The 23,027-nt window shown below is 56.1% G+C and carries 16 protein-coding genes; 7 read left to right on the plus strand and 9 right to left on the minus strand.

Annotated elements, in window-relative coordinates; genetic code table 11:
* Window positions 1-158 precede the first annotated feature (158 nt).
* Together Fuma_RS23275 and Fuma_RS23280 are read left to right on the plus strand one after the other, a co-directional pair.
* Window positions 159-4,559: a PAS domain S-box protein gene (locus Fuma_RS23275; protein WP_077026229.1), complete on the plus strand. Its 4,401-nt coding sequence runs from the start codon at window positions 159-161 to the stop codon at window positions 4,557-4,559.
* The gene (locus Fuma_RS23280) at window positions 4,549-5,166 is read left to right on the plus strand and encodes a response regulator transcription factor (protein ID WP_077026230.1); all 618 of its coding nucleotides are present in this window, start codon (window positions 4,549-4,551) and stop codon (window positions 5,164-5,166) included. Before Fuma_RS23275 ends, Fuma_RS23280 begins: the two co-directional genes overlap by 11 nt.
* 33 nt (window positions 5,167-5,199) lie before the next feature.
* Here the strand turns inward: Fuma_RS23280 and mgtE are convergent, their stop codons facing one another.
* From mgtE to Fuma_RS23300, 4 genes are all read right to left on the minus strand, one after another.
* Entirely contained in the window at window positions 5,200-6,612 is a 1,413-nt protein-coding gene (mgtE, locus tag Fuma_RS23285; protein ID WP_229360721.1) for a magnesium transporter, read from the minus strand.
* A 156-nt stretch (window positions 6,613-6,768) separates the two neighbouring features.
* Window positions 6,769-7,392: a 30S ribosomal protein S9 gene (rpsI, locus tag Fuma_RS36575; protein ID WP_083732262.1), complete on the minus strand. Its 624-nt coding sequence runs from the start codon at window positions 7,390-7,392 to the stop codon at window positions 6,769-6,771.
* A gap of 62 nt (window positions 7,393-7,454) precedes the next feature.
* Entirely contained in the window at window positions 7,455-7,970 is a 516-nt protein-coding gene (gene rplM, locus Fuma_RS23295) for a 50S ribosomal protein L13 (protein ID WP_077026231.1), read from the minus strand.
* 395 nt (window positions 7,971-8,365) lie between these two features.
* Window positions 8,366-8,719 carry a hypothetical protein gene (locus tag Fuma_RS23300; RefSeq protein ID WP_083732264.1) on the minus strand — a complete coding sequence of 118 codons (354 nt, stop codon included), beginning with the start codon at window positions 8,717-8,719 and terminating at the stop codon, window positions 8,366-8,368.
* Window positions 8,720-8,985: 266 nt separating this feature from the next.
* Here Fuma_RS23300 and Fuma_RS23305 point away from each other — a divergent pair, with 266 nt between their 5' ends.
* Window positions 8,986-10,809, plus strand: a complete 1,824-nt coding sequence (locus Fuma_RS23305) for an IS1634 family transposase (protein WP_077026232.1) — start codon at window positions 8,986-8,988, stop codon at window positions 10,807-10,809.
* A gap of 99 nt (window positions 10,810-10,908) precedes the next feature.
* On the opposite strand, the gene Fuma_RS23310 is transcribed toward Fuma_RS23305, so the two are convergent.
* From Fuma_RS23310 to Fuma_RS23325, 4 genes are all read right to left on the minus strand, one after another.
* A complete protein-coding gene (locus tag Fuma_RS23310; RefSeq protein WP_077026233.1) occupies window positions 10,909-11,694 on the minus strand; it encodes a M90 family metallopeptidase in 786 nt (261 codons plus the stop codon).
* Between the two features lie 6 nt (window positions 11,695-11,700).
* A complete protein-coding gene (locus Fuma_RS23315) occupies window positions 11,701-12,759 on the minus strand; it encodes a BPSS1187 family protein (RefSeq protein ID WP_077026234.1) in 1,059 nt (352 codons plus the stop codon).
* 62 nt (window positions 12,760-12,821) lie between these two features.
* A complete protein-coding gene (locus tag Fuma_RS23320) occupies window positions 12,822-14,246 on the minus strand; it encodes a class II fumarate hydratase (RefSeq protein WP_077026235.1) in 1,425 nt (474 codons plus the stop codon).
* 212 nt (window positions 14,247-14,458) lie between these two features.
* On the minus strand, window positions 14,459-15,637 hold the full coding sequence (locus Fuma_RS23325) for a ThuA domain-containing protein (RefSeq protein WP_145944329.1): 1,179 nt from the start codon (window positions 15,635-15,637) through the stop codon (window positions 14,459-14,461).
* Window positions 15,638-15,743: 106 nt separating this feature from the next.
* On the opposite strand from Fuma_RS23325, the gene Fuma_RS23330 reads away from it, so the two are divergent.
* Entirely contained in the window at window positions 15,744-16,283 is a 540-nt protein-coding gene (locus Fuma_RS23330) for a DUF1697 domain-containing protein (protein WP_077026237.1), read from the plus strand.
* 59 nt (window positions 16,284-16,342) lie between these two features.
* Here the strand turns inward: Fuma_RS23330 and Fuma_RS23335 are convergent, their stop codons facing one another.
* Window positions 16,343-17,155 (minus strand): SGNH/GDSL hydrolase family protein, encoded by an 813-nt coding sequence (locus Fuma_RS23335; RefSeq protein WP_229360722.1) that lies wholly within the window; start codon window positions 17,153-17,155, stop codon window positions 16,343-16,345.
* Between the two features lie 229 nt (window positions 17,156-17,384).
* Between Fuma_RS23335 and Fuma_RS23340 the strand changes: the two genes are divergently transcribed.
* The 3 genes from Fuma_RS23340 to Fuma_RS23350 all read left to right on the plus strand — a co-directional run bounded on the left by Fuma_RS23340 (window position 17,385) and on the right by Fuma_RS23350 (window position 23,006).
* Window positions 17,385-17,972, plus strand: coding sequence for an RNA polymerase sigma factor (locus tag Fuma_RS23340; protein ID WP_077026238.1), 588 nt, complete (start codon window positions 17,385-17,387; stop codon window positions 17,970-17,972).
* Window positions 17,973-18,081: 109 nt separating this feature from the next.
* Window positions 18,082-21,072: a serine/threonine-protein kinase gene (locus Fuma_RS23345; RefSeq protein WP_077026239.1), complete on the plus strand. Its 2,991-nt coding sequence runs from the start codon at window positions 18,082-18,084 to the stop codon at window positions 21,070-21,072.
* A gap of 140 nt (window positions 21,073-21,212) precedes the next feature.
* Window positions 21,213-23,006, plus strand: a complete 1,794-nt coding sequence (locus Fuma_RS23350) for an ABC-F family ATP-binding cassette domain-containing protein (protein ID WP_077026240.1) — start codon at window positions 21,213-21,215, stop codon at window positions 23,004-23,006.
* The last annotated feature ends 21 nt before the right edge of the window (window positions 23,007-23,027 follow it).

Raw genomic sequence — 23,027 nt, forward strand, 5'->3', positions numbered from 1 at the left:
TGCCCTGCGGACTGAGTCTCGCACCCTTTTAGTGGCCCGCACATTTGTCACGTTCCCGAATCCATTTCAGTCCCTCAATCACGTTCGACCTTCGTCCGACGCTCAGTGGCACCGCGCAAAGGAACCAACGAGCACTTTGCTGGATTAGCGTCGCCTTAATGATTCTGATCAGCTGTTGCCGAATCACGACCGGAGCAGAAACTTACCAACCGCGAATGGCCAATCCGCTGGACGAAGATTGGCGCTGGCACTCGTTTTCTGAACTGAAAGGCCGAGGCCTGCGTTGTCTCGCCGAAGGTTTCAACAAAGAAATGTGGTTTGGCGTTGAACTGGGCGCAATGCGGTATGACGGGGTGACCTGGACTGAGTTTGGAGCGAACTCCGGCCTGCCATCCGCTGTCGAAGTGTTTGCGACTGTTGACAACCGTGTATTCGCAGCCACACGATTTGGCCTCTACCAAATTTCTGCTGCGCCCGGCGTAGAAGCAACATGGAAGCCGTTTCTTCCCGAGTCAGAGGAATGGCCCTGGGACTACTGGGGCCTGATTGCCACGACGAAAGGTGATCTTTGGGCGGCAACCACCTGGGGGCTATTGAAACTGCCGACCGCAGAAGTATCGGAATCTTCCAGCATTGCGGAGACCCCCACCCTATTTACCACGACGCAGATTGCGACGGAGTTCAAAAACCGACAGCCGTCTTCACGAATTCACACTCAAACAATAGACGCCGACACATGGCGCAGCGCTGAGGCTGGGTTTGGTCTTTCCATTTTCAGTTCCTCAGTCGGAGGAAGTTCGATCGTGGCGTTGTCGGAGGAAGGACCGGCACAGCGAGCCGGGCTTAAGATTGGGGACAGAATCCTGAGCGTCGACGGAGAACCGCGATCCGCAGTCAGAGAAATTGAACTCGACGCCGCCGCTGGAACAGCAATCTCGCTGTCGATCAGTCGACAGGGCATCGAACAGCCATTCATTGTTGAAATCGTTTCGGAAGAATCACCCGGAAGAACGCAAAGGTTTCGCCCCGCTGCCATCGCAGAAGATTCCTCCGGCGTGGTCTGGGTCGGCACGACTTCCGGCAGTCTCTACAGCTTACAACAGGAAACCAGTCGGCCGGACCAGCCCGTGTGGGTAAATCACACGAAAAAGTCTGACCTGCCGCGAATGGGATCTCCTGATATCGCCAAAACTTCACGTGGCATCGCCGTGGTTTCGCGGCTCGCTTCAGCGCGCCAGATGTTGGAATACGACGGTAGCGACTGGAAATCCACACCACTAAAGCGATGGGTCAATAACTCGGTCATTGAAGTCGCCCCGGGACAAATTCTGATCGGCGCAACAGGCGCAATCCTGTCTGTCAGTGATGGTAAGGAAACTCGCCATTCGACCAGTGACCACGGAATTCATGGTAACGATTTGCTGGTATGTCAGGTGTCGGACGGATCCATTTGGGTGGCAGGCGTGGATTCCATTGCGCTCCGCATAGAACCGCAGGGTCAGCGCTGGACCACCTACGACGGACTCAACTACCAGGGCAGCACTGCAGATGGAGCAGATTGGTTTCTGTCGCAGCAATTTAAGGTGATTGAACATTCCGGCGATTCGTGGCAAGCGTACGATGCCAGTGATGGTTTGATGAGCGTTCCTATGAGCGTGGTGGTCACCAAAACAGGCGTGGTCTGGGCCGCCGGCAGCCACAATGGCGTCGCTGCAACGGCGATGTTTGATGGCGAGAAATGGGAACGCAAACTTCACCCCCAGCTGTCCTGGAGTATTGATCGTCGCGCAGCGTTTGAAGACCGTGACGGGCGCATGTGGTTTGGCGCGGCCAGCGGGTACGCGTCGGATGAGGGGTTTGAAGGCGGCATTGTCAGGTTCGATGGAACCGATTGGAAACACTTTGTATCAGCTGGAAGTTTTCCGTATGTCCATCGCTTCTGCCAGACAGCCGATGGTTCCATTTGGACTCGCGGGCCGCGCCTGGCTCAGATTCTTCCTGACGATTCTGTCGCAGACTTAAGCGGACTGCCGGATCGCGTTCGCGGCTATTCGGTGGCCATCGGCAACGACACAAATGGGGATCTCTGGGTGTCCAGAAATCGGCACGGCGTCGCCCACGTAAGAGCACCTTGGCTGTACACCACACGTGCTGAGCGATCTCAAGCGGCGACTGGTGATGGCCAGCCGAATGCCGAGCCGACGACAGTCTGGTATACCGAACTGGACGGCTTATCCAACAACCGCCTGCGAAACATTTTGCCAATGCCGGACGGTAGCCTGATGACCAGTTCCTATGCTGGCTTCGATCGCTTCAATGACGGTGCGTGGATTTCGTCGCCGCTGCCAGATGAACTGGCGGGCAGCGTCAGTAACGGAGCACTGAAGTCCGATGGGGACGACGCGGTCTGGGTCAACCTGTCGCGGCTTTGGACCATCACTCGCCAGCAGACGATGGAAGAGAAGTCCCTCCCTCCACTGGAGGGTCAGTTTCATGCGATCCGCTACGTCCCGAATGACCAGGCACCCGAAACACATATCTCGACATCGTCCGACAGGTTCGCAGAAGCAACAGGAGCCAGCATTTCGTTTCACGGGCGTGACCGCTGGAACACAACGCCGACCAGCAAGCTCATGTATTCCTGGGCCGTAGACAAAGGTCCATGGTCCGTCTTTTCTTACGACACACTGGTCGACATCACGGATCTGGCGGTGGGAAAACACGAGTTCCAGGTCCGCGCTCGGGATTCGGACCTGAACGTCGACTCTTCTCCTGCCATGCTGACCTTCGAAATCACGCCTCCGATCTGGCGCAGAGCCTGGTTTTTGTCCCTGATGGTGCTGACAGCAGCTCTGATTGCGGTCGCGCTTTCTCAATCCATTCGCGTGGTTCGTCAGGGAGCATTTTTAAAAACGACAAACGAAAAGCTGGTTGTCGCCGAGGGCCATTTACTGCGTTCGAATATTGAACTCGAACGCCGCGTTGATGCACGGACCGCGGAACTACGAGCCGTAAATGCAAGACTGCTACAGGAAATTGGTGATCGTGAAGTTGTGCAGCAACGCTTGAACGAAAGCGAACTACAGTATCGGTCTATTATCGAAGACCAGACAGAAATGATCATCCGGTTTAGGAAGGATGGCACTCTAACCTTTGCCAACACCGCGTATCAAAAAAGCAACGGACTGACAGACGAGACAGTCACCAGCTTCAACTGCTTCTCTGTCATTCATCCGGACGACCGCGATCGTGTGATCCAAATGGTTAGTGCGACCAGCATTGAAGAACCATTCGCGATGGATGTCATGCGGATCGTACGGCCGAACGGTGACATCGACTGGGCAGAATGGCGTGGGCGAGCCCTGATCGACAGTGAGGGGCGACACTACGGCTACCAGGCGGTGGGCCGCATTGTGACAGACCTATTCGAAGCCGAACAAAAGCTGCGTGAAAGCGAACTCCGCTACCGATCGATTGTCGAAGATCAGCACGAGATGATCATCCGCTTTGACCAGACAGGGACGATTATCTTCGCCAACGACGCCTACGCACGAGATGCCGGCTGTTCGCCACAGGAAGCAATTGGCAGATCCTGCTTCGACCGGATCCATCCGGACGATTTGCACGAAGCCAGGAAACTCATGGCGGCGACCAATATGGAAAATCCCATGGCTTTCATGCAGATGAGAATTGTGCTGGACGACGGCACGGTCCGCTGGCGAGAATGGAACGGCCGCGCATTGTACGACGACCAGCAGCAGCTACTGGGTTATCAGGCGATCGGCCGCGACATCACAGAGCTGCGTAAGGCCGAAGCGCGGCTTCGACAGAAAGAAACCGAACTGGCTCACATGGCTCGGGTATCCGCCATGGGTGAAATGGTGGCGGGAATCTCTCATGAAATTAAGCAGCCGCTGGCCACTATTTCCAACTTCGCATCCGCGTCGCAAATGGTTCTGGAACAAGAAGGCTTGTCGGACGAGGACTGTTCAAAATTACAGTCATGGACGATGCGCATCTCAAAGCAAACCGACCGTATCAATGCTATTGTCCAGCGGCTGCGACGCTTCGGTCGGCCGGGCAGCCAGAAACAAACGTTCTCCATGCGCGACGCTATCAAAGAAGCGTTGATGGTGACAGAAACCGCAACTCGTGATGCAGTTGATGAACTTAAAGTCGACTATTCAGACGAACTCTCAGAAGTGCATGCCGATCGCATACAAATTGAGCAGGTCCTGGTCAATTTGATTCGTAATGCGTGCGATGCCATGGTGGACACCCCAATAGGAGAGCGGAAACTGACGATCAAAGCCACGCAGGATGAACAGAAGCTCACTGTCCTTGTCAATGATTCCGGGCCGGGAATTCCCACAGGGAAAACAAAGGAGGTTTTTGATATGTTTATCACCTCCAAATCAGACGGCATGGGCATGGGGTTGGCAATCAGCCGCTCCATCATTGAAGCTCATGATGGAAAAATTCGATGTGTAGATGGTGCATGCGGCGGCCAGTTTGAATTTTCGTTGCCGATCGGTGAGCATAGCAGTAATGACAAATGATCCGATCATCTACGTCGTCGACGACGATGCCGATTCCCGAGACTCAGTAGCGGCGCTGGTGTCGCAAATGGCCTGGCGAGTGCAGTCGTTTGCGTCGGCCGAAGACTTTCTGGCGGCTTATACCGGCTATCGGCCTGCCTGCCTGCTGACTGACCATCGCATGCTGGGCATGACCGGCGTCGAACTGCTGGAGAAGTTGCGATCAAACGGCGTGTCGCTGTCGGTCATTGTCATGACGGCGTTCGCGGAAACCGACCTGACCGTACGAGCAATCCGCAGCGGTGCCGTCACGTTACTGGAGAAGCCTTTTTCCAACACGTCGCTATGGGACGCGATTCGAGAAGCGATCACGGAAGACCGTCAGCAGGCCCAGGACGAAGCACTGAAACTTCGCATTGAAGAGCGCCTCACCATGCTGACAGAAAGCGAACTGGACGTTTTGAAACTGATCTCACGAGGCGAACCGAACAAATCTGTGGCGGCGAAACTGAACGTGAGTATCCGGACTGTCGAAAGTCGACGCAGCAGCATCTTCGAAAAGATGCAGGTCTCGTCTGTGGCCGAATTGGTGCGACTTGTGATGATCGCACGGCCCGATTTATGTTGACGATTGTCCGGTGTCCGAAGACAACCTGCCGCGCTACAGAAGAGCCATCGCCACTTCGTAAAAGATCACGATCCCCAGCACGTCCACAATGGCGGCGATCAGTGGGTTGGACATGATGGCCGGGTCCATCCCCATGCGGCGAAACAGAATCGGCAACATCGTGCCTGCTGTTGTGCCAAGAATGACGATCAGAAAGACGGTCAGCCCGACCACCGCCGCACGGTCGACACCCTTATCGAACCACAGCCACACAAACAGGAAATCCATCGCCCCCAGCACCGCGCCCATGGACGCCGCAATGGCAAATTCCCTCAGAATCAAATCCCGATCGACGTGGTACTCCATCCCCGGCACGGCCGCGTCTGCCGGTTGCAGTGCGAACATGCGAATAAACAGCGTGGCCGATTGAGAGCCCGCATTTCCGCCGCTGGCCATCACCAAAGGGATGAACAGAAAGATCAATGCCGACGTCAGACCGGGCGGTGCTTCGCTGGCACGAGCACCTCCTTCGGCCGTTGATTGAGCGTAGATGTCAGCGACACCAGCCGTCATCAGCGCGACGACGGAAAGCACCAGCAGCCAGATACCCCGCTTCCACAGGATGGTCAGCATCGGTGTGTCTTCGTAGTCGTCTCGCAGCGGTTCAACCGCCCCCTGACGATAGGCGTCTTCCGTCGCTTCTTCCTGAACAACGTCAAGAGCGTCGTCGTGAGTTACGATGCCGACAAGCCGGTCTTCCGTGTCAACCAGCGGCATCGCGATGAAGTTGTAGCGAGCCAGTTCCTGAACAACGTCTTCGCGGTCTTCGTCAACTCGCATCCGAATCACGTCACGCTGCATGATGTCGGACAAGACCGATTCCGGCCTCGCCAGAATCAGTTCCCGCAGCGAAATCAAACCTTCCAGCCGCCTCGCGCTGTTCAGGATATAGATGTAATAGATCGTTTCGCTGTTGGGCGCCTGTTCCCGCAGGCGCTGCAGGGCCTGATTGACTGTGATATCCGCTGGCAGCGACGCATACTCCGTCGTCATGATCGAACCGGCGCTGTGCTCTTCGTAGGACAGCAGCCGACGGATGTCGTTACGTTCGGCCTGAGCGATCAGCGGCAACAGGTCCTGGACGCGGTCATGGGGCATCCGGGACAGCAGGTCGACTCGGTCGTCCGGCGACATTTCTTCCAGAAGCTCGGACAGCCGTCGCTTGTCCAGCTCGGCCACCATCTCTGTCTGACGCCGCAGATTGATGTACTCGAAGATTTCAACCCGCAGCCGCAGGTCGGCGTGGTCCAGAATCGCCCAGACTTCGCGTGGCTCCAGTTCCTCCAGAATGTTGGCGATCACGGCCGGGTGCAGCACACGGCAGAACTCCGTCAATCCGTGCCGATCTTCTTCCTGCACCATCAATCGCACGTCAGGAAGAATCAGCGAACTGTAAGCGTCCGGCACGACATTCTTCTTTCTGTGCAAGGCGTAAGAAAAAGTCCAGGCTGGCCGATTTCAAATCTGAAATCGACTCCGCTGTCGACACAAAAAAATCCCTGCCATCGGTGAGCAATGGCAGGGATGTTATTCAGACGATCATTCCGCAAGAACGCAGGCTGATTATCGTTTTGAGAACTGGTAGCTTCGACGAGCTTTTCGAAGACCGTATTTCTTACGTTCTACCATACGACTGTCACGAGTCAGGTAGCCAGCCGCGGCCAGATCGGCATGGGCTGTCGGTTCGAGCGTTTGCAGAGCACGGCCAAGGCCCAGGACAATCGCCCCGGTCTGTCCCGTCGTTCCACCACCGTTGACGCGAATCGAAACGTCGACTTTGCCTTCTTTACCAACCAGCTGGATTGGTGCGAGGACCATTTGACGGTCGCGTTCGACGCAGAAGTATTCGTCCAGTGAACGGCCGTTGATCACGAGCTGTCCGCTGCCTTCTTTGACACGGACTCGAGCAACAGACGACTTGCGACGTCCTGTGCCCATTGCCACACCAAACCGGTCGATTTTGCCGCGAACGGTTGGCACGTGATCCGGATCCGTAACCGGAGCTGTACCACCACCCAATGTCAATTCAGGCAGGTCGCCCGAAGGCACTTCTGTCGCCGGAACCTCAGTTGCAGGCACTTCAGGGGCCGCCGCTTCCGGTTGCTCAGACGCGGTGGACTCAGCTGACACTTCCGGAGTGACGCTTTCGTCCTGGGGTTCTTCGTTCGTGGGTGAGTCAGTGCTCATATTTTGAATTCGGAAAAATGTGCTTCGAAATGAGAACGGTTCGACGTCGGGCGGAACTTCGGTTAGTTGGATCGTTTGTTTCGCTTCGGCACTAAGTGTGCCGGAAACGGTACGGGCGTTTGTGCCTGATGAGTGTGTTCAGGTCCAACAAACAGCTTTAGCTTCTTCAGCATCTGGCGACCCAGCTTGTTCTTGGGAAGCATGCGACGCACGGCTTCGCTAAGAATTCGTTCTGGTGCCGTTTCGAACACGTTAACGGCAGAACGAACTCGACGACCGCCTGGGAACCCGCTGTAGCTGTCGTAAGTCTTGTGGTGCATCTTGGTGGAATAATAAGGCACCTTCGGGTGAGCCATCTCACCGCCGGTGAAGGACACCTTTTCCACGTTGGTGACAACCACACAACCGCCACAATCCACATGCGGAGTGTAGGTGGCTTTGTGCTTGCCCATCAGAACAGTAGCAATCGCAGACGCGAGGCGTCCGACAATTTCGCCATCGCCGTCGACGACGTACCATTCGCGGATGTCCTCGGCCTGTTCTTTTTTGGCCATCCAGGATTTTGCGAGCATCGGCATCGCGGAATCACCTTGTTATCGGGCGGTCGAACCGCCCACACTTTCCGCAGCCCGAAGGCCAACGAAAAATGCGTGCAATTTGCACTCTTGTTTCTGAAAATTGAGCATGGCTGCCACCCAAAAGGGGCAACATGCCTGTTGATTTGGTCAAATTGAGCTTCGCCGCAGCAAGCGCCCGGCGCGTCTTGAGGAGCGACCCCAGACCTCGTCGGTACCGGTTTCCCCGCGAAAAACGCTCAGCAATCGTCTATTCATCGGCAGGGAAGGCGGCCGAAGCGTGGAAATGTAGCGACTTTTCTCTCCGCAATCAACGCTGTCCCCCGCATTTTGGTGCCGAACCCGGTTGTGAGATCGGTCTTTGAAGCCAAGACGAAAGAAATACGGGCCGGCACCGCTTACGTGTTATCCTGGCTGAATGCCATCTCAATGCCACCGCTCATTCCAGCGACGATGTTGTACACGATCGCGTTGATGACGCCTCCGATAAAGCCACCAATGCCATAGAAGACAGGAAGAAGCACCACCATGAATACGCTCCCGGCCAACGGAGCGCCCACATTTTGCCCGCCACCTGCACCAATGCCGACCATCGTGAGCAGGAGGAAGAATGCACCAACGACGAGTTCCATGATCACGCCCGCTGCTCCCCTAAACATTCCAACCGACAACACGCCCACTTGGCGCAACCTGAGTGTTTGAGCACCTGCGGCACCTTCAGAATAACTCGTGACTTCGAACGGATTTGACATCTGGGAACTCCGTGGGGCAATATGAGAACAAGTCTGAGGAATTCGGGATACTGCCCCCTATGCGGCTGAAGAGCAAGCCAACCAAACCAAATCCGCACGCGCTAGCCCAACTTCCCCAGCAGCGGCACAAAATGTGGTTGCAGAGAATTTATTCGGCGTGTTTTTGTTATCGAAGTTTCAAAAGTCCAGCGTTTGAAATCTGAAACACGATGTAGTGACGACCTCTGATCTGGCCGGTCAGAGATCGATCGGTAGCATTTGCGATCATGTTCATTCGCCAATGCCATCGGATCAAAAACGGTCGTCGCCACGCCTACTGGGCGCTGGTCGAATCGTATCGCTCGGCCAGTGGGCCGCGGCAGCGGGTGGTCGCGTGGCTGGGGAAGCTTGACGAAGCCGGTCGACTGGGCGTGCATCAGGCGGCGGAAGTTTTGGCCGGTAGCGATGAGGTTGCACCCGGTGTCACCGCTGATCAGTCACAACCGCTCAGTCGACAGATGCGATTCGAGTTCGATGATGATGCGTCTGCCGTGACTCCGCGATGGGTCGAAGTCAACGCCGCCGGAGTTCGTGTGGAAAACCTGCGACAGTTCGGCGGGCCGTGGATGGCTCTGCACCTGATTCGCACGCTGCAACTGGATACGTTCCTGAGCAACGCGATCCCTGAAGGTCGTGAACTGGTCGGCTGGGATGTGAGTTCGCTGATTCTGATCATTGCGCGGCTGCTCGAACCTGCCAGCGAACTCTTCACCGCCGAACAATGGTATCCGAAAACGGCACTGCGGGATCTGCTCGGCGTGAGCGAAGAACGTGTGAACGATAATCGGCTGTACCGCACACTCGATCAGCTGCTGCCGCACAAGGACGCATTGGAAACGCATCTGAAGAATCGCCTTGGCCATCTGTTCGATCTCGAATACGACCTGCTGATGTATGACGTCACCAGCACTTACTTCGAAGGTCAGGCCGAACGCAATCCGCTGGCTCAGCGTGGCTATTCGCGCGATAACCGCAGCGACTGCAAGCAGGTCTGCATCGGGCTGGTGGTGTCTCGATGCGGAATGCCGCTGGGATACAAGGTGTTTGCCGGCAATACGGCCGACGTTACTACCGTGGAACACATCGTCGAAACGATGGAAGCACGCTACGGGAAAAGCGATCGCATCTGGGTCATGGATCGCGGCATGGTGTCGGAAGACAACATCGAATTCCTGCGCGAAGGCGGTCGACGCTACATCGTCGGCACTCCCAAATCGATGCTGAAGAAGTTTGAACACGAGCTGCTGAAGGAAGACTGGACCAGCATTCGCGATGGCCTGGAAGTCAAGGTCGTGCCGTGGCCCGGCAGCGACGATCCGGATGAATCGGAAGACTGCAACACATCGCCGGAGACATTCATCCTGTGTCGCAGTCGCGATCGATCAAAGAAGGAAGAAGCGATCACACAGCGCTTCGAAAAGAAGATCGAAGAGTCGCTCATCCGCATGACGGCGCGGTGCGATAAACAGAAACGCGACCCGATGAAGGTCGAACGTGAGATCGGCCGGCTGCTCGGAAAGAACACTCGAGCGGCAAAGCTCTTCGACGTGAAAGTCACGAAGACAGATGACGGGGCCGCACGCATCGAATGGTCAAAGATCGAAGCTACGCGTGACTGGGCGACTCTGAGTTCCGGATGCTATCTGCTGCGAACGAATGTCAGCGACTGGTCCGACGAAGAACTTTGGAAGGCGTACATCCAACTGACCGAAGCGGAAGCCGCGTTCCGAATCCACAAAAGCGATCTTTCGATCCGCCCGATCTGGCATCAGAAGGAGGACCGTGTTCTGGCACACATCTTCGTGTGTTTTCTGGCGTATGTGTTGTGGAAGACGCTCGGCCAGCTGTGCAGCAAAGCAGGGCTGGGCGACGAACCGCGCCGTGTGCTTGCGGAGCTGTCGGAGATCCGTTCGATGGACGTCGTCCTGCCCACTCGCACCGGCCCGGAGATCCGCACCCGCTGCGTGTCAAAGCCCTCCGACCATCAACAGATTCTTCTGGAAAAGCTGAGCCTCAACCTGCCCTCAAAAATAATCCAAAAGCAAATGTAGTGGAAACTTCTGGCCGCTCACCCCACAAAACACTGCCTTCGTGACTCGAGTTGGGGAAGTTGGGCTAAGAGTGGCACTTTGACCTCCGCGAGTGATTGTTTAAGCCGCTCCGGAATTCCAGAGGGCTGGGTCAATCGCAAAATAGCCAGCCAGCAGGTCGTAGGCCGCTGGGTGCTGTGCACGTAATTCGCCCGAACGCTCAAAAAACGCCTCCACCAGCACTGAGAAGAATTCAGCTTCGTTCTGAGCCCCATAGCAGTCGATCACGCCCCAATGCCGTTTGCGACAATTGGCCACCAGCGTTTCATATTCCGGCTGCATGACGGCCAGCCATCGCTGCAGCTGCTCGCGAGTTTGAAGAGGCGGAATGCCGTCCACGTATCGGCCGTTCATCATGTCCAGCTGATGAGCAAATTCATGCAGTACCAGATTGTGGCCTTCGGCCTCCCGTCGACCGCCTTCCAGCACGTCGATCCAGGACAACACCACCGGCCCTCGCCACATCGCTTCTCCCAACGTGCGTCGCTGCCGTTCGGTGACGACCCCGTCAGAATCCACATCAACGTCTTTGCCGATAAATTCATCCGGATAGACCAGCACCGACAGCACATGGTCGAAAAAATTGTTCGGATGGTTGAAGGTCAGAAGTGCCGCTTGGGCCGCGACGGTGACTTTCACTTCGTCAGTGATCTTCAACCCGTGACAGCCTTCCCAGTTTGTTTCGGCCACGAAAATCTGCACGAAGTTTCGCAGATGCCGCTGCTGAGCGTCCGACAGCCGCGCATCATGCGCGACGTTAGCGGCGATGATGCGATTCCAGTCTGCCGGGAATTCCTGCGAGGTGATTTTCTTTCGACGTCGGCGGCGTAGCCATGAAAACACCATCGCTGGCTACTGCTTCTGTACTTTGTCGCAGGCCGAATCCAGAGGAACCGGATCGCCAACGCTGTCCACGGGATGCGTAAACATGTACTCCCAGACAGGGTCATGCAGGTAGGCACCGGTTTGACCATCTTTGGCAGACCGACTGCCCGGTGAAACGGAACTATGAGCTCGCTTCGGATCGCCTTTCACGTCGAAGTCTGTGATCAGACGTCGTCTGTTTCCATAAGGCGGCTTCGATTGATCGACGTTCACGATTGGACCGAACTTATGTAAGCCCATTAATTCCCAGCTTCGACAGTAATGATCGGCCGTCCAGCCGCCATCCAGCACATGCGTAAATCCGAATAAGCGATTCTCCGGCGTGGCCGACGGCAAGGACTGCCACGTTTGATGCTGGTCACGAGGACCGCACAACGCAACGACTCGACTGACCTTCTGATGCTTCGCAAACCGGGACGCGGTTGTCGAACCATGCGAACTGCCCGCCACGATCACATCATCCCAGCGCAGCCCCTTTCCGTCCGCCGTCAAAAAGTACTCCCACTTGCCCTGAGGATGCTTTTTAGAAAGCCACTTCACGAACTGAAAAGCTCGTTCCATCATGCCATCGGGCTTGGGAATATCGACGTCATCACTGAAGTCTTCCCCCGTCGCCGCTTCCAACCGGATATTTCCACGGCAGTGTTCGCCGACCGGCTTTTCCCTGCAGCAAAGTGAGAACCAGCGGTTGGCATAGTGAACTCGAATCGCGTGCAGGCCATAGCTGTTGCAGCGATCGAACAACTGCTGATTGTGCCCCATCAGCCAGATGACCAGCTTGCCGCGTGGGGCAACGCCGGTATCCACGGACGCCTGCTGCACGTCGGCTGGCTTTCCATCCTTCGTGTCGACCAAAAAACCGATCTCAGGGTGAGCCTGGACCCGCGAATCAATTTCGCTGGCCCGCGCGGTCAGCTTGTATTGCTGCGGATTCGGGTCGTTGAAGGTCAGGGCAGGGGACTGGGCGAAAGATTCGCCAGTCGTAACAGCTGCCAGGGCCAACAGCGTGAGCAGTGCGTTTTGCATAATTCAGGTCGCCATGAGGGAAGCTCGAAACCCAGTCGCCGTGATTGAATCCTGACCCCGCTCTATGCGTGAGGTTCCGTCATGCTCATCGGATCGAGTGCCTCGGTTAGAACGTCGGGCGGCAGAATATTCTGCTCCGTGCAAAGCTCGCGAATTGTCTTGCCGGATTTGAACGCTTCCTTCGCCAAAGCCGATGCTTTTTCATAGCCAATGTGCGGGTTCAGACTCGTCACCATCGACAGGCTTTTTTCGACCGAAGCTTCGCAGGCTTCCGTATTGGCTTCCATATTCAGCAGACAGTATTCCACAAACGCATTCGAACAGTTGGCTAACAGCCGAACGCTTTCCAGCGTTGTCTGCCCCATCACGGGCATCATGATATTTAGCTGGAACTGACCGCCTGTGGCACCGCAGACTGAGATCGTTTGATCGTTACCCATCACCCTCGCACAAACCTGCATCATGGATTCACACATCACCGGATTCACTTTTCCCGGCATGATCGAAGAACCCGGCTGCAGGTCTGGAATCTTCACCTCGTAGAAGCCGCAGCGAGGCCCCGATCCCAACCAGCGGATGTTATTGGCAACGTTGAACAGCGTGGTCGCGACGGCTTTTAGCTGGCCATGACATTCAACAAGTCCATCGCGCTGAGCGTTTCCTTCAAAGTGATTGACCGCTTCGATGAACGGTACTTCCGTTGTTTCTGCCAGCACGGCGGCAACTCGGCTTCCAAATTCAGGATGCGTATTGATGCCCGAACCCACGGCCGTTCCGCCAACCGGAAGTTCGGCAATCGCATCGACCGCTCGTTTGGCTCGGTCAATGGAAAGCTGCAATTGGCGTGCGAACCCGCCGAATTCCTGACCAAGTCGCAATGGCGTAGCGTCGGCCAGGTGAGTGCGGCCGATCTTGATGATCTGATCCCAATCGTCAGCCTTCTTCTGAAGTTCGTCCGCAAAACGCTGCAGAGCAGGAAGCAGATCGTTAACGATTGATGTCCCCACAGCCACGTGGATGGCTGTCGGGAACGTATCGTTGGTGCTTTGTCCCATGTTCACGTGATCGTTCGGATGCACGGGTTTGTCGGCCGCAAACCGGTCGCCGCCGAGGATCTCGATCGCCCGATTGCTGATCACTTCGTTGACGTTCATGTTGCTGGACGTGCCGGAACCCGTCTGAAACACGTCGATCGGAAACTGGTCGTCAAGCGAACCATCGACGACATCTTCACAGGCCTGCAACATGGCGCTGACCTGCTCATCGTTGAGCGGATTTTTGCCCGTGCCGGTAAGCTTTCCCAGGTCGCGGTTCGCAACTCCACAAGCGTACTTCACTCGCCCCATCGCATGGATCAATTCCGGTGGAAGCTCCCAGCCGGAGATCGGAAAGTTCTCAACCGCTCGCTGCGTTTGAGCTCCATAAAAGGCTTCGGCGGGAACCTGCACGGGCCCCATGGAATCGCGTTCGGTACGAAATTCTGACATCGTATTTCTCAGTTGCTTTCAATGAGCCCGTGCAAAAGGGCTCGGTAATCTGGCGTGATCGATGGACGGAGCGAGCGCCAATCGCGACTCCGCAGGTCGGAGGCATTTCGGACCTGCACTGAATGACGGGCCGCTTGCGCCTGCCGCCGAAATGATATCGGGCGGCTTTTGTTTCGCAAAACGGCGGGCTGAGTTTCTCGAAGCCTGCTCCGCTACATCGCCTGCTCAAAACCGGCCGACAGCAACTTTGAATAGCCAGCTCGCAACGGGCGAACGTCGTAGCCTTTCCCCTGCAGAATTTCGGCCACCATTAACACCCGACCGCCGGCCGCGCAATGCAGATAGATCGGTTTATCCTTCGGCAGGTGCTTTTTCAATTCTGCTGTGAGCGTCCCTGACTTGAAGGCACTTAGCGGCACCAGACGGGCGTCCTCCAAATGGCCTTCGTCCCATTCGTCCTGTTCACGAACATCCAGCAACACAGCTCGCTTTTTGTCGACGTGACTTTTGACGACGTCCAACTCGTCCGTGGTGTGGCCATGCTCAGTGAAAGTTGTGGCAGGCACCTTCACCGCCGCCTTTGCCGCTTTTTCCTGAGCTTTCGACACGTCCGGATTAGGAGCCGACTTGCCTTCCACGTCGCCGCGAATCCACTTCACCGCCGCAGTCAGGGAATCCAGAAACCGCTGGTCAGCCCACGTTGAAGGGTTGTGGCCGAGATTGTTCACATAGACTTTGCCGTCACCGTACGACTTCACCCATGCCACGGGCACGTGATTGGGTTCGGCCGGTTCACACTTTTCCATGTTCAGACTCATCAGCACGCGAACTTTTTCAGGCTGCCAGTTCTTGTACTTGTAGATCTCGTCACGAACCTCAAATTCTTTGCCAAACGGTTTCATCGTAGGATGTTCGGGTTCGTGAACGGAGATCGTGACCGTGTTGCCGGCTGTCCACGGGTGCGAAACGAAACTGCCGCCGACCATATCCCAATAGGGCTCGTAATCTTTGTAAGTGTCCGTCGCTGAATGAACTCCGATGAAGCCATGCCCCTTTTGTTTGAGCCATGTGTTCAAAAAGTAGTCGAGGTCAGCTTCAGCGATCGGCAGTTTGCCCGTCGTGTAAAACATCACGACGTCGTACTTCTGCAGATTTTCTTTTGTGAAATCGGATTCGGCATCCTGAGTACAGTCGACCGTAAACAGTTCCGTCTTCTGACCAAGCTGCACCATGGCGATTTCCGAAGGTGACAGGTTCTGCTCTTGCCGAGTGACCGAACCGTGCTTATACCCAACACTTTGAGTCAGCATCAGAATCCGCGACTTTTCGGCCGCGAACGAAGTTGCGGAAAGAGCAAGCAGCAGCGAACAGGTGAGCAGTTTTCTGAACATCGACAGAACTCCGATACGTAAGTAGTAAAAGCTCGATGAGTTTAACCGCAGGCTGAGGCGAAAGAAACTGTTGTCGTCTGCAGCCGTCATCAGGATATGAATGTCTATGAAGACGTGGGTTCTGCTGCTTCGCGGCATCAACGTTGGCGGTCGCAACGTGCTGCCGATGAAGGAATTGGCCGCTGGCCTGGCGTCTCTGAAGATGCTGAATGTTCGCACCTACATTCAAAGCGGCAACGTCGTGTTTCAGTTCAAAGAAAAGCTGCCGAAGTCGCTGAATAAGCGGATCGCAGACTCCATTGAAGAGCGCCACGGATTTCGTCCTGGCACGTTTATCCTCAGTTCCGAGGCACTTGAAGAGACGATCGCCGCAAATCCGTTTCCTAAAGCCACGGGCGATCCAAAATCGTTGCACTGCTTCTTTCTTGCCGAGCGCGTGAAAACGATGCCCCGCGATCAGTTAAACGAGTTGGCATCTGCCACAGAAAAGTGGCGACTAATCAACCAGACATTCTATTTGCATGCACCGGACGGAGTCGGTCGGTCAAAACTGGCAGCAAGAGTGGAGAAAACTCTGGGTGCACCCACCACCGCTCGCAACTGGAAGACAGTGTTGAAGCTGAGCGACATGGTGCGAGCAACGTAACGTGAACAGTCCCCGCAGCCCGGCCGTTTGAAGTGCCGAGCTGCTTCCGACATCTGCATCTACTTGCTGGCTCGTTCGCGTAACAGTGGCGCCAGGTACTTGGCCGTTTCGTCCGCGATGACGTTATACCCCGCCAGGTTCGGATGCCTGTCGCCGTACCAACCAGGCAGGTGGCCGAGAATTCCGTCCAGTTCGTTATCCATGATCTCAACGCTTGGCCCACGAACATACGGCTTCACCAGTGCATGGTATTTCGCAGGAATCTTCTCAAGCGGATAGCGGCGATAGTTCAGCATGTTGTGCCCTTTTTTCAGCTCGGCCGCATAGCGAGGATAGATGTCGAACACCGGCAGCCCTTCTTTTTCCGCGACCTGCCTGACCAGCGCGTTAATTTCATCACTGACTTCTTCGTTGGCGAAGGGGATCACTGTCATCGGGATCAGCTTTGCGTCAGGATGATCCTTCCGCAGTCGAGCCAGTAAGTCGTGAAAGTCTTTCGGGAAGTTGGTTGTGAAGTCTTCCCGCTTTGCACGATCATTCAGTCCGTAACGAATGAAGATATAATCGATGCCCGGCAGTTTTTCACCGTTGCGTTTGTAGCGGCCGGAATCGAACAGCCGTTTGATGTACTCACCACTTTGGCTGGAATTGACCACGTGACACGGTGGCAGATCTTCTTCTGCCGCCAGCAGCATTTCGAGTACCGTTTCCAGATGCGGACCTTCAGGCTGCAGCCTTCGCGGCACACTGCCTTCGGTGGTGCTGTCGCCCAACAGCAGAATTTGAACCTTGCCTTCGTGCTCGGCACGTGTGCTGCACGGCAAAACCAGACACACGACCAGCGTCAGCAAAACGCGATTGATAAACTTCACAGCATATTCCCTTGGTGTTGTGACGAGCTGGACCGACGATCTTCACCGCCGAGTGCTCATTCAAATTGTCAAATTCGTGTTATCTCAGCCGACGCGAGGAATTTCCAGCAATGTGCCATGCAGTGGTGATGGAATGCTTGATTGATGTTGCTCTGCCTGTTGTGCTGTCCGCCCCGCAAATGATCGGGACACGCAACGTTTAAAACCGGGGCCAGCGGAACTAACGTACATGCTGAGTGATCAACAGTTTGCCGAGTTGATGGCAAAAACGCGAAGCGGAGACCAGGACGCGGCTCGAGAACTGGTGCGACAGTATGAGCCGGAAATCCGTCGAGCCGCTCGACTGCGACTAACCGATCCGCGGCTGCGCCGAATTGTCGATTCGATCGATATCTGCCAGTCTGTCTTCGGCCGCTTTTTTAAGAGTGCCACCGATGGCAGCTTTGACCTGGAAAAACCCGAACAGCTTCTGGTGCTGCTGACCACGATGACGCGAAACCGCATCATCGACGAGCATCGCCGCCAGACGACGCAAAAGCGGAATCGTCCGGAGCCCGACGGTCGGCCCTTCGACCCCTGCAGTGTCATTGAAGACAGCCCAGGTCCGCGCACCGCCGCCGCTGCTCGCGAATTGCTGTCTGAGGTTCGATCTCGGTTAACGGCCGACGAGCTGCAAATTGCAGATCTTCGAAACGCCGGGAAGTCGTGGGAGGAAGTGGCCACCGAATTGAGCGAATCGGCCGACGGACTCCGCAAGCGGCTGGAACGGGCTCTGGATCGGGTTCGCGCGGAGATTGAAGCTTCGCCAATCGGTTGAGGGTGGGCGGAAGCCCGCATTTTCGATTTTCTTTGTCCGAACAGCCAACAGACTGCGTTTACCCAAAGGAAACGCACTTCCGCAAGAACGACAGCGTGGAGCCAAAACGATGGCAGACGATGGTGCCCTGAAATCTGACAGCATTCTGATCGAACAACAACGCCGCTGGCACGCTGGTGATCATGTGCGCGTTGAGGCACTGCTAAGCGACATCGATACTCAGGCGCTTGGCCCGGAAGCCGTTCTGGACGTGATTTATTCCGAAGTCCTGCTGCGCGAAGACCTGCTTCAGGAAGACCTGACCGTTGACGCGATGGAGCAGGAATACCTGAACCGTTTTCCGGAATTCAGCAAACTCGTGTCCCGACAGTTTCAGGTCCACCGAGCACTCCAGTCGTCCGATCCGTACGATGCGAAGGGAGACACGGGGCCGGACACCGCAGTGACGTTGCCTGCCCGACGCCGCGAATCTGACCAAGCAACAACAGCTGCACAAACCGCACCGCAGACCGTGCAGATTCCAGGATTCCAGTTGCTGGAAGTCGCGGGGAAGGGCGGCAGCGGAATTGCGTACCGAGCTCTCGACGAAAAACTGAACCGCATTGTCGCCGTCAAGCTGTTGATCGGCCCCGACGCACGAGACGAACACAGCAGTCGACAACTACTCCGCGAAGCCGAAGCTGCCGCCTCGTTAGTCCATCCGATGATCGTGCAGATCTATCAGGTAGGTGAAGCAGGGGGCTCACCGTTTTTGGTCATGGAGTTCATCGACGGCGGAACACTCGCGAAGCGACTGCAGGAAGGCCCGCTGCCGGTCGCGGAAGCTGTCGACACGGCTTACAAGATTTCTCAGGCTGTCCAGTACGCTCACGACCAGGGCATCATTCATCGCGACTTAAAACCCGGCAACGTGCTGCTGGATTCTGCCGGCGAACCTCACGTGTGCGACTTCGGACTGGCTCGCCGACTGGACGCCGAACACACGCTGCACGCGACCGGCGACGTGCTGGGAACGCCAGCCTACATGCCGCCGGAACAAGCGCGAGGCGAAACGGCCAACGAACGATCGGACGTCTATTCAGTGGGCGCGATTCTGTACGAATTGCTGTGCGGTCGGTCTCCGTTCCAGGCGGCGACACCGTGGGAAATTCTGCATCAGGTCATGACCGATAACCCGGCTCCGCTGCGGCAGCTAAACTCCGCGTTGCCGAAGGACCTCGAAACGATTTGCGAACGATGTCTGGAGAAAGATCCGGCTCGCCGATATGCGTCAGCGCGGGAACTGGCCGATGAACTCAGGCGATTCACAGCCGGACAGCCGATCAATGCCAGGCCGGTCGGGCGAGTGCAGCGACTATTCAAGTGGTGTCGCCGCAACCCCAGCATGGCTGCTTTAGCAGGCGTCGTTGCTGTAACGCTGCTGGGGGCGGCGATAGTTTCGACTCTGTCGCAGCGGAAGGTCGCCGAAGCGCTGGGCGACACAAAACAGGCCCTCGCAAAAGCCGAAGGCCAGCGCGACCTTGCGTTAAGTGCCATGAACGATTTGGTGCATCGCGTGTACGACGACCTCACCAAACGTGAAGCGACTCTGGAAGCTCGCGGCCAGGTATTGGACGCCGCCATCGACGGCCTGCAGGAGATCATCGACGAAGGTGGCGACAGCGAAAGCACTCGACTGACCAAGACCAAGGCACATACGCGGCGAGCGTACATCTATTCTCAACTGGCCCAGCACGAAGAATCGGAAGCTCAACATCGGCTGGCGATCGAAACCGGCAAGACATTGACCAGCCAGGACGGAAAGTACCAGCTCGCTCAGGTCATGGCGAATTTCGCGCAATTCTTTTTACGTGTCGCGAAGTTTGACGATGCAAAAGAAATCGCCGAGCAGACAATCGCGTACACCGAAACGCTATTGGACGCAGACCCGGACAGCCTCGATTTGCAAAACGTTGTTATGCAATGCAGGTCCAGGCTGGCGACCGTTAAAGCCCAGAAGGAAGGGTCCGCAGCCGCAATCGACATGCGACGCGAAGTCCACGAAACGTGTGTCGCGTTGCATGAAGCATGGCCGGAAGCAACGAAACAGAACATCACTCAGGATCTGCTGAACATCAAACTGGATCTGATTGCGGCGTGTTTACAGGTAGGTCTCTTCACAGAAGCAGAGACCTATCTGTTGGAATCACTGGAACTACTAGAAGACCGCAATCCGGAAGAGACAGAAGACGTTCAGGTGCGTCGCCTGTACTACACAATGCTTGGTGATCTGGCCACCACCCAGTTCGCGCACATGGAATACGATGACACATACAAAACGCTCAAGAAAGCGGTCGACGGCTACGCCCACGTGGTCGAAGCCGAAGTCGGCCGTCCGGGTCCGCAGCTGCGAGCGGGCGGTTTGCACCAGAAAATGGCCGCCTGCCTAAAGGCGATGGGGCGACTTGAAGAAGCGAAGCTGCACACGCAAAAGCAGATCGATCACTATCGAGAAGGCCTGAAGATCGGCGGCGAAGCCTACAACCCTCAACGCTACGCCATTGCCGTTGGCTTGATGAGCATGGCCGAACTGCACGCGCGCGAAGGCGATTACCGATCCGCCATGAAAGCCTGGCAGGATGCCGCTGATATTGTGGAACCAATCGTTGAACAGTACCAAGCACAAGATGACTGGAACGGCATGAAGCACATGGTTCAACTATTTGCCGGTGTCCTCAAGGAAGACTCTGAAGCAGCGCCGGAAGACGTCGCCGCATTTGATCTGGCTTTGCAGGCATGGGCGGCCGCCGACAAAGGGAATCTCAGCATTTTCGAAACCAACGAACAGAAGCTGATTGATGGACCGGCAAACGCCGCCTCACCCGTCACAAAATTACAGCTTCAGTTCCTGCTGGCGACGACGTACGGGCTACAACACCGAGCGATCGTAAATGGCTCACCCAATGACAAGGATGACGCTGCGGCTGCCGCGAAAAAGTGCATTGAAGCCATCAATGCCGCCAAAGCACTGGGGGCCGACCCCATGCTTCCGGTAGCAGCGCCGGAATTCGACACTCTGCGTCAAACCGACGAGTTCAGAGCCGCGTTTCCGGTCATGTGATTGACAAATACACTCCCATTTCCGCAGGAACCGCCACTTCTGTCGAAAAGCGGACGAATGCCCTTGAAGCGGTTCGGATGGAACAGTACACGTCCCGTCTGACTTGACTTCTTCAGCATTCCTCAATCCGTTCCGACATCATGGCCGTACTGCTGCAACTTCTGGATGGCGTTAAGAACTATGGCGACCAGGCTCTCCTGGATGGCGCCAGCGTCACAATTCACGATGGCGTGAAAGTCGGCTTTATTGGGCGTAACGGAGCCGGCAAGTCAACTCTGCTGCGCATTCTGCTCGGCAATGAAGAACTTGACAGTGGCGAAGTCATCCGCGGTTCTCACCTGAAAGTCGGCTATCTGCGTCAGCATGACCCGTTCGAACCCGCCGAATCAGCTCTCGACTTCTTAATGCGAGACAGCGGGCAGCCCGATTGGAAATGCGGTGAAGTCGCAGGACAGTTCGAACTCAAAGGCGATTACCTGAACGGCCCGGTCAAGGATCTTTCCGGCGGCTGGCAGACGCGAGTCAAACTGGCGGCGCTGCTGCTGCACGATCCGAATCTGTTGATGCTGGACGAACCGACCAACTTTCTGGACCTGCGAACCCAAATTCTGCTGGAACACTTCCTCGTGAATTTTCCGGCTTCATGCTTAATCGTGTCGCACGATCGAGCCTTCCTGACGGCGACCTGCGACCAAACCCTGGACCTGTCGCGCGGCAAGCTGACGTTGTACAACGGCAAGATTGGCCCTTATCTGGAAAAGCTGGAAGAGGACAAGATCCGCGACGAACGCACGAACGCTGCCGTGATCTCCAAACAAAAACAGCTGCAGCGCTTTATCGAAAAGAACAAAGCTCGAGCGACCTCAGCCAGCCAGGCTCGTTCCAAGCAGAAACAACTGGACCGACTTCAAACGAAAGAAATCGAAGTTGATCTTCCGACGGCGTCCATCAAGGCTCCTGTCGTGGAACCGCGTCAGGGACCGGCCGTGCGGTGCCTGGACCTGTCGATTGGGTATCCGGATCACACCGTCGCCACCGGCGTCGATGTGGAAGTGGATCATCAACAGCGAGCCGCCATCGTGGGCGACAACGGCCAGGGAAAAACGACGCTGCTGCGAACGCTGGTCGATTCGCTGCAGCCGATTGAAGGGCAGGTGAAGTGGGGTTACGGCTGCAAGATTGGCACGTACGCCCAACACGTATACACGACGCTGCCGCAGGATCAGACGGTTCTGGAGTACCTCGAATACAACTCAATGCCCGGCATCACAACTCAGGACTGCCTGAATGTGGCCGGTGCACTGCTGTTCCGAGGGGCTCATGTGCACAAGCCAATCAAAGTGCTGTCCGGTGGCGAACGTGCTCGAGTCTGCATGGCTGGCCTGCTGCTGGGCGATTACAACGTTCTGATTCTTGACGAACCAGGCAACCACCTTGATGTCGAAACGGTTGAAGCACTGGCGACCGCTTTGCTGAACTACCAGGGCACTGTCCTGTTCACCAGCCACGATCGCCACTTCGTCAAACGCATTGCCACCAACGTGATCGAAGTCAGCAACGGTCGAGCTCGAAACTACGGCGGCGATTACGATTCCTATGTGTATTCGGTCAACAAGGAAATCGAAGAAGGCGAACGAGAACGTTCCGGTGGCAAAATGGCCACACCGCCAGCGGGCAAAGCTGGCGCGTCCGGAAAATCGAAGGCATCAATGTCGGGCAAAGAGCAGCACAATGCCCGCAAGCAGCTGCGTAATCTGGAAAAGTCGATCGCCCGCCTCGACGAGCAGCGCAAAGCTTTGAACGCCGACATGCTGAAAGAATCCGACGCAGCAAAGGCCATGGATCTACACAACCAGATCAACGCCATTCAGGTCGAACTAAGTGCGGCCGAAGAAAAATGGTGCGAGCTGTCCGAGGAACTCGGCGATTGGTAGGATTGGCGTTCGACGACCGCA

Origin of the sequence: Fuerstiella marisgermanici (assembly GCF_001983935.1) — a bacterium.
Taxonomy (GTDB): domain Bacteria; phylum Planctomycetota; class Planctomycetia; order Planctomycetales; family Planctomycetaceae; genus Fuerstiella; species Fuerstiella marisgermanici.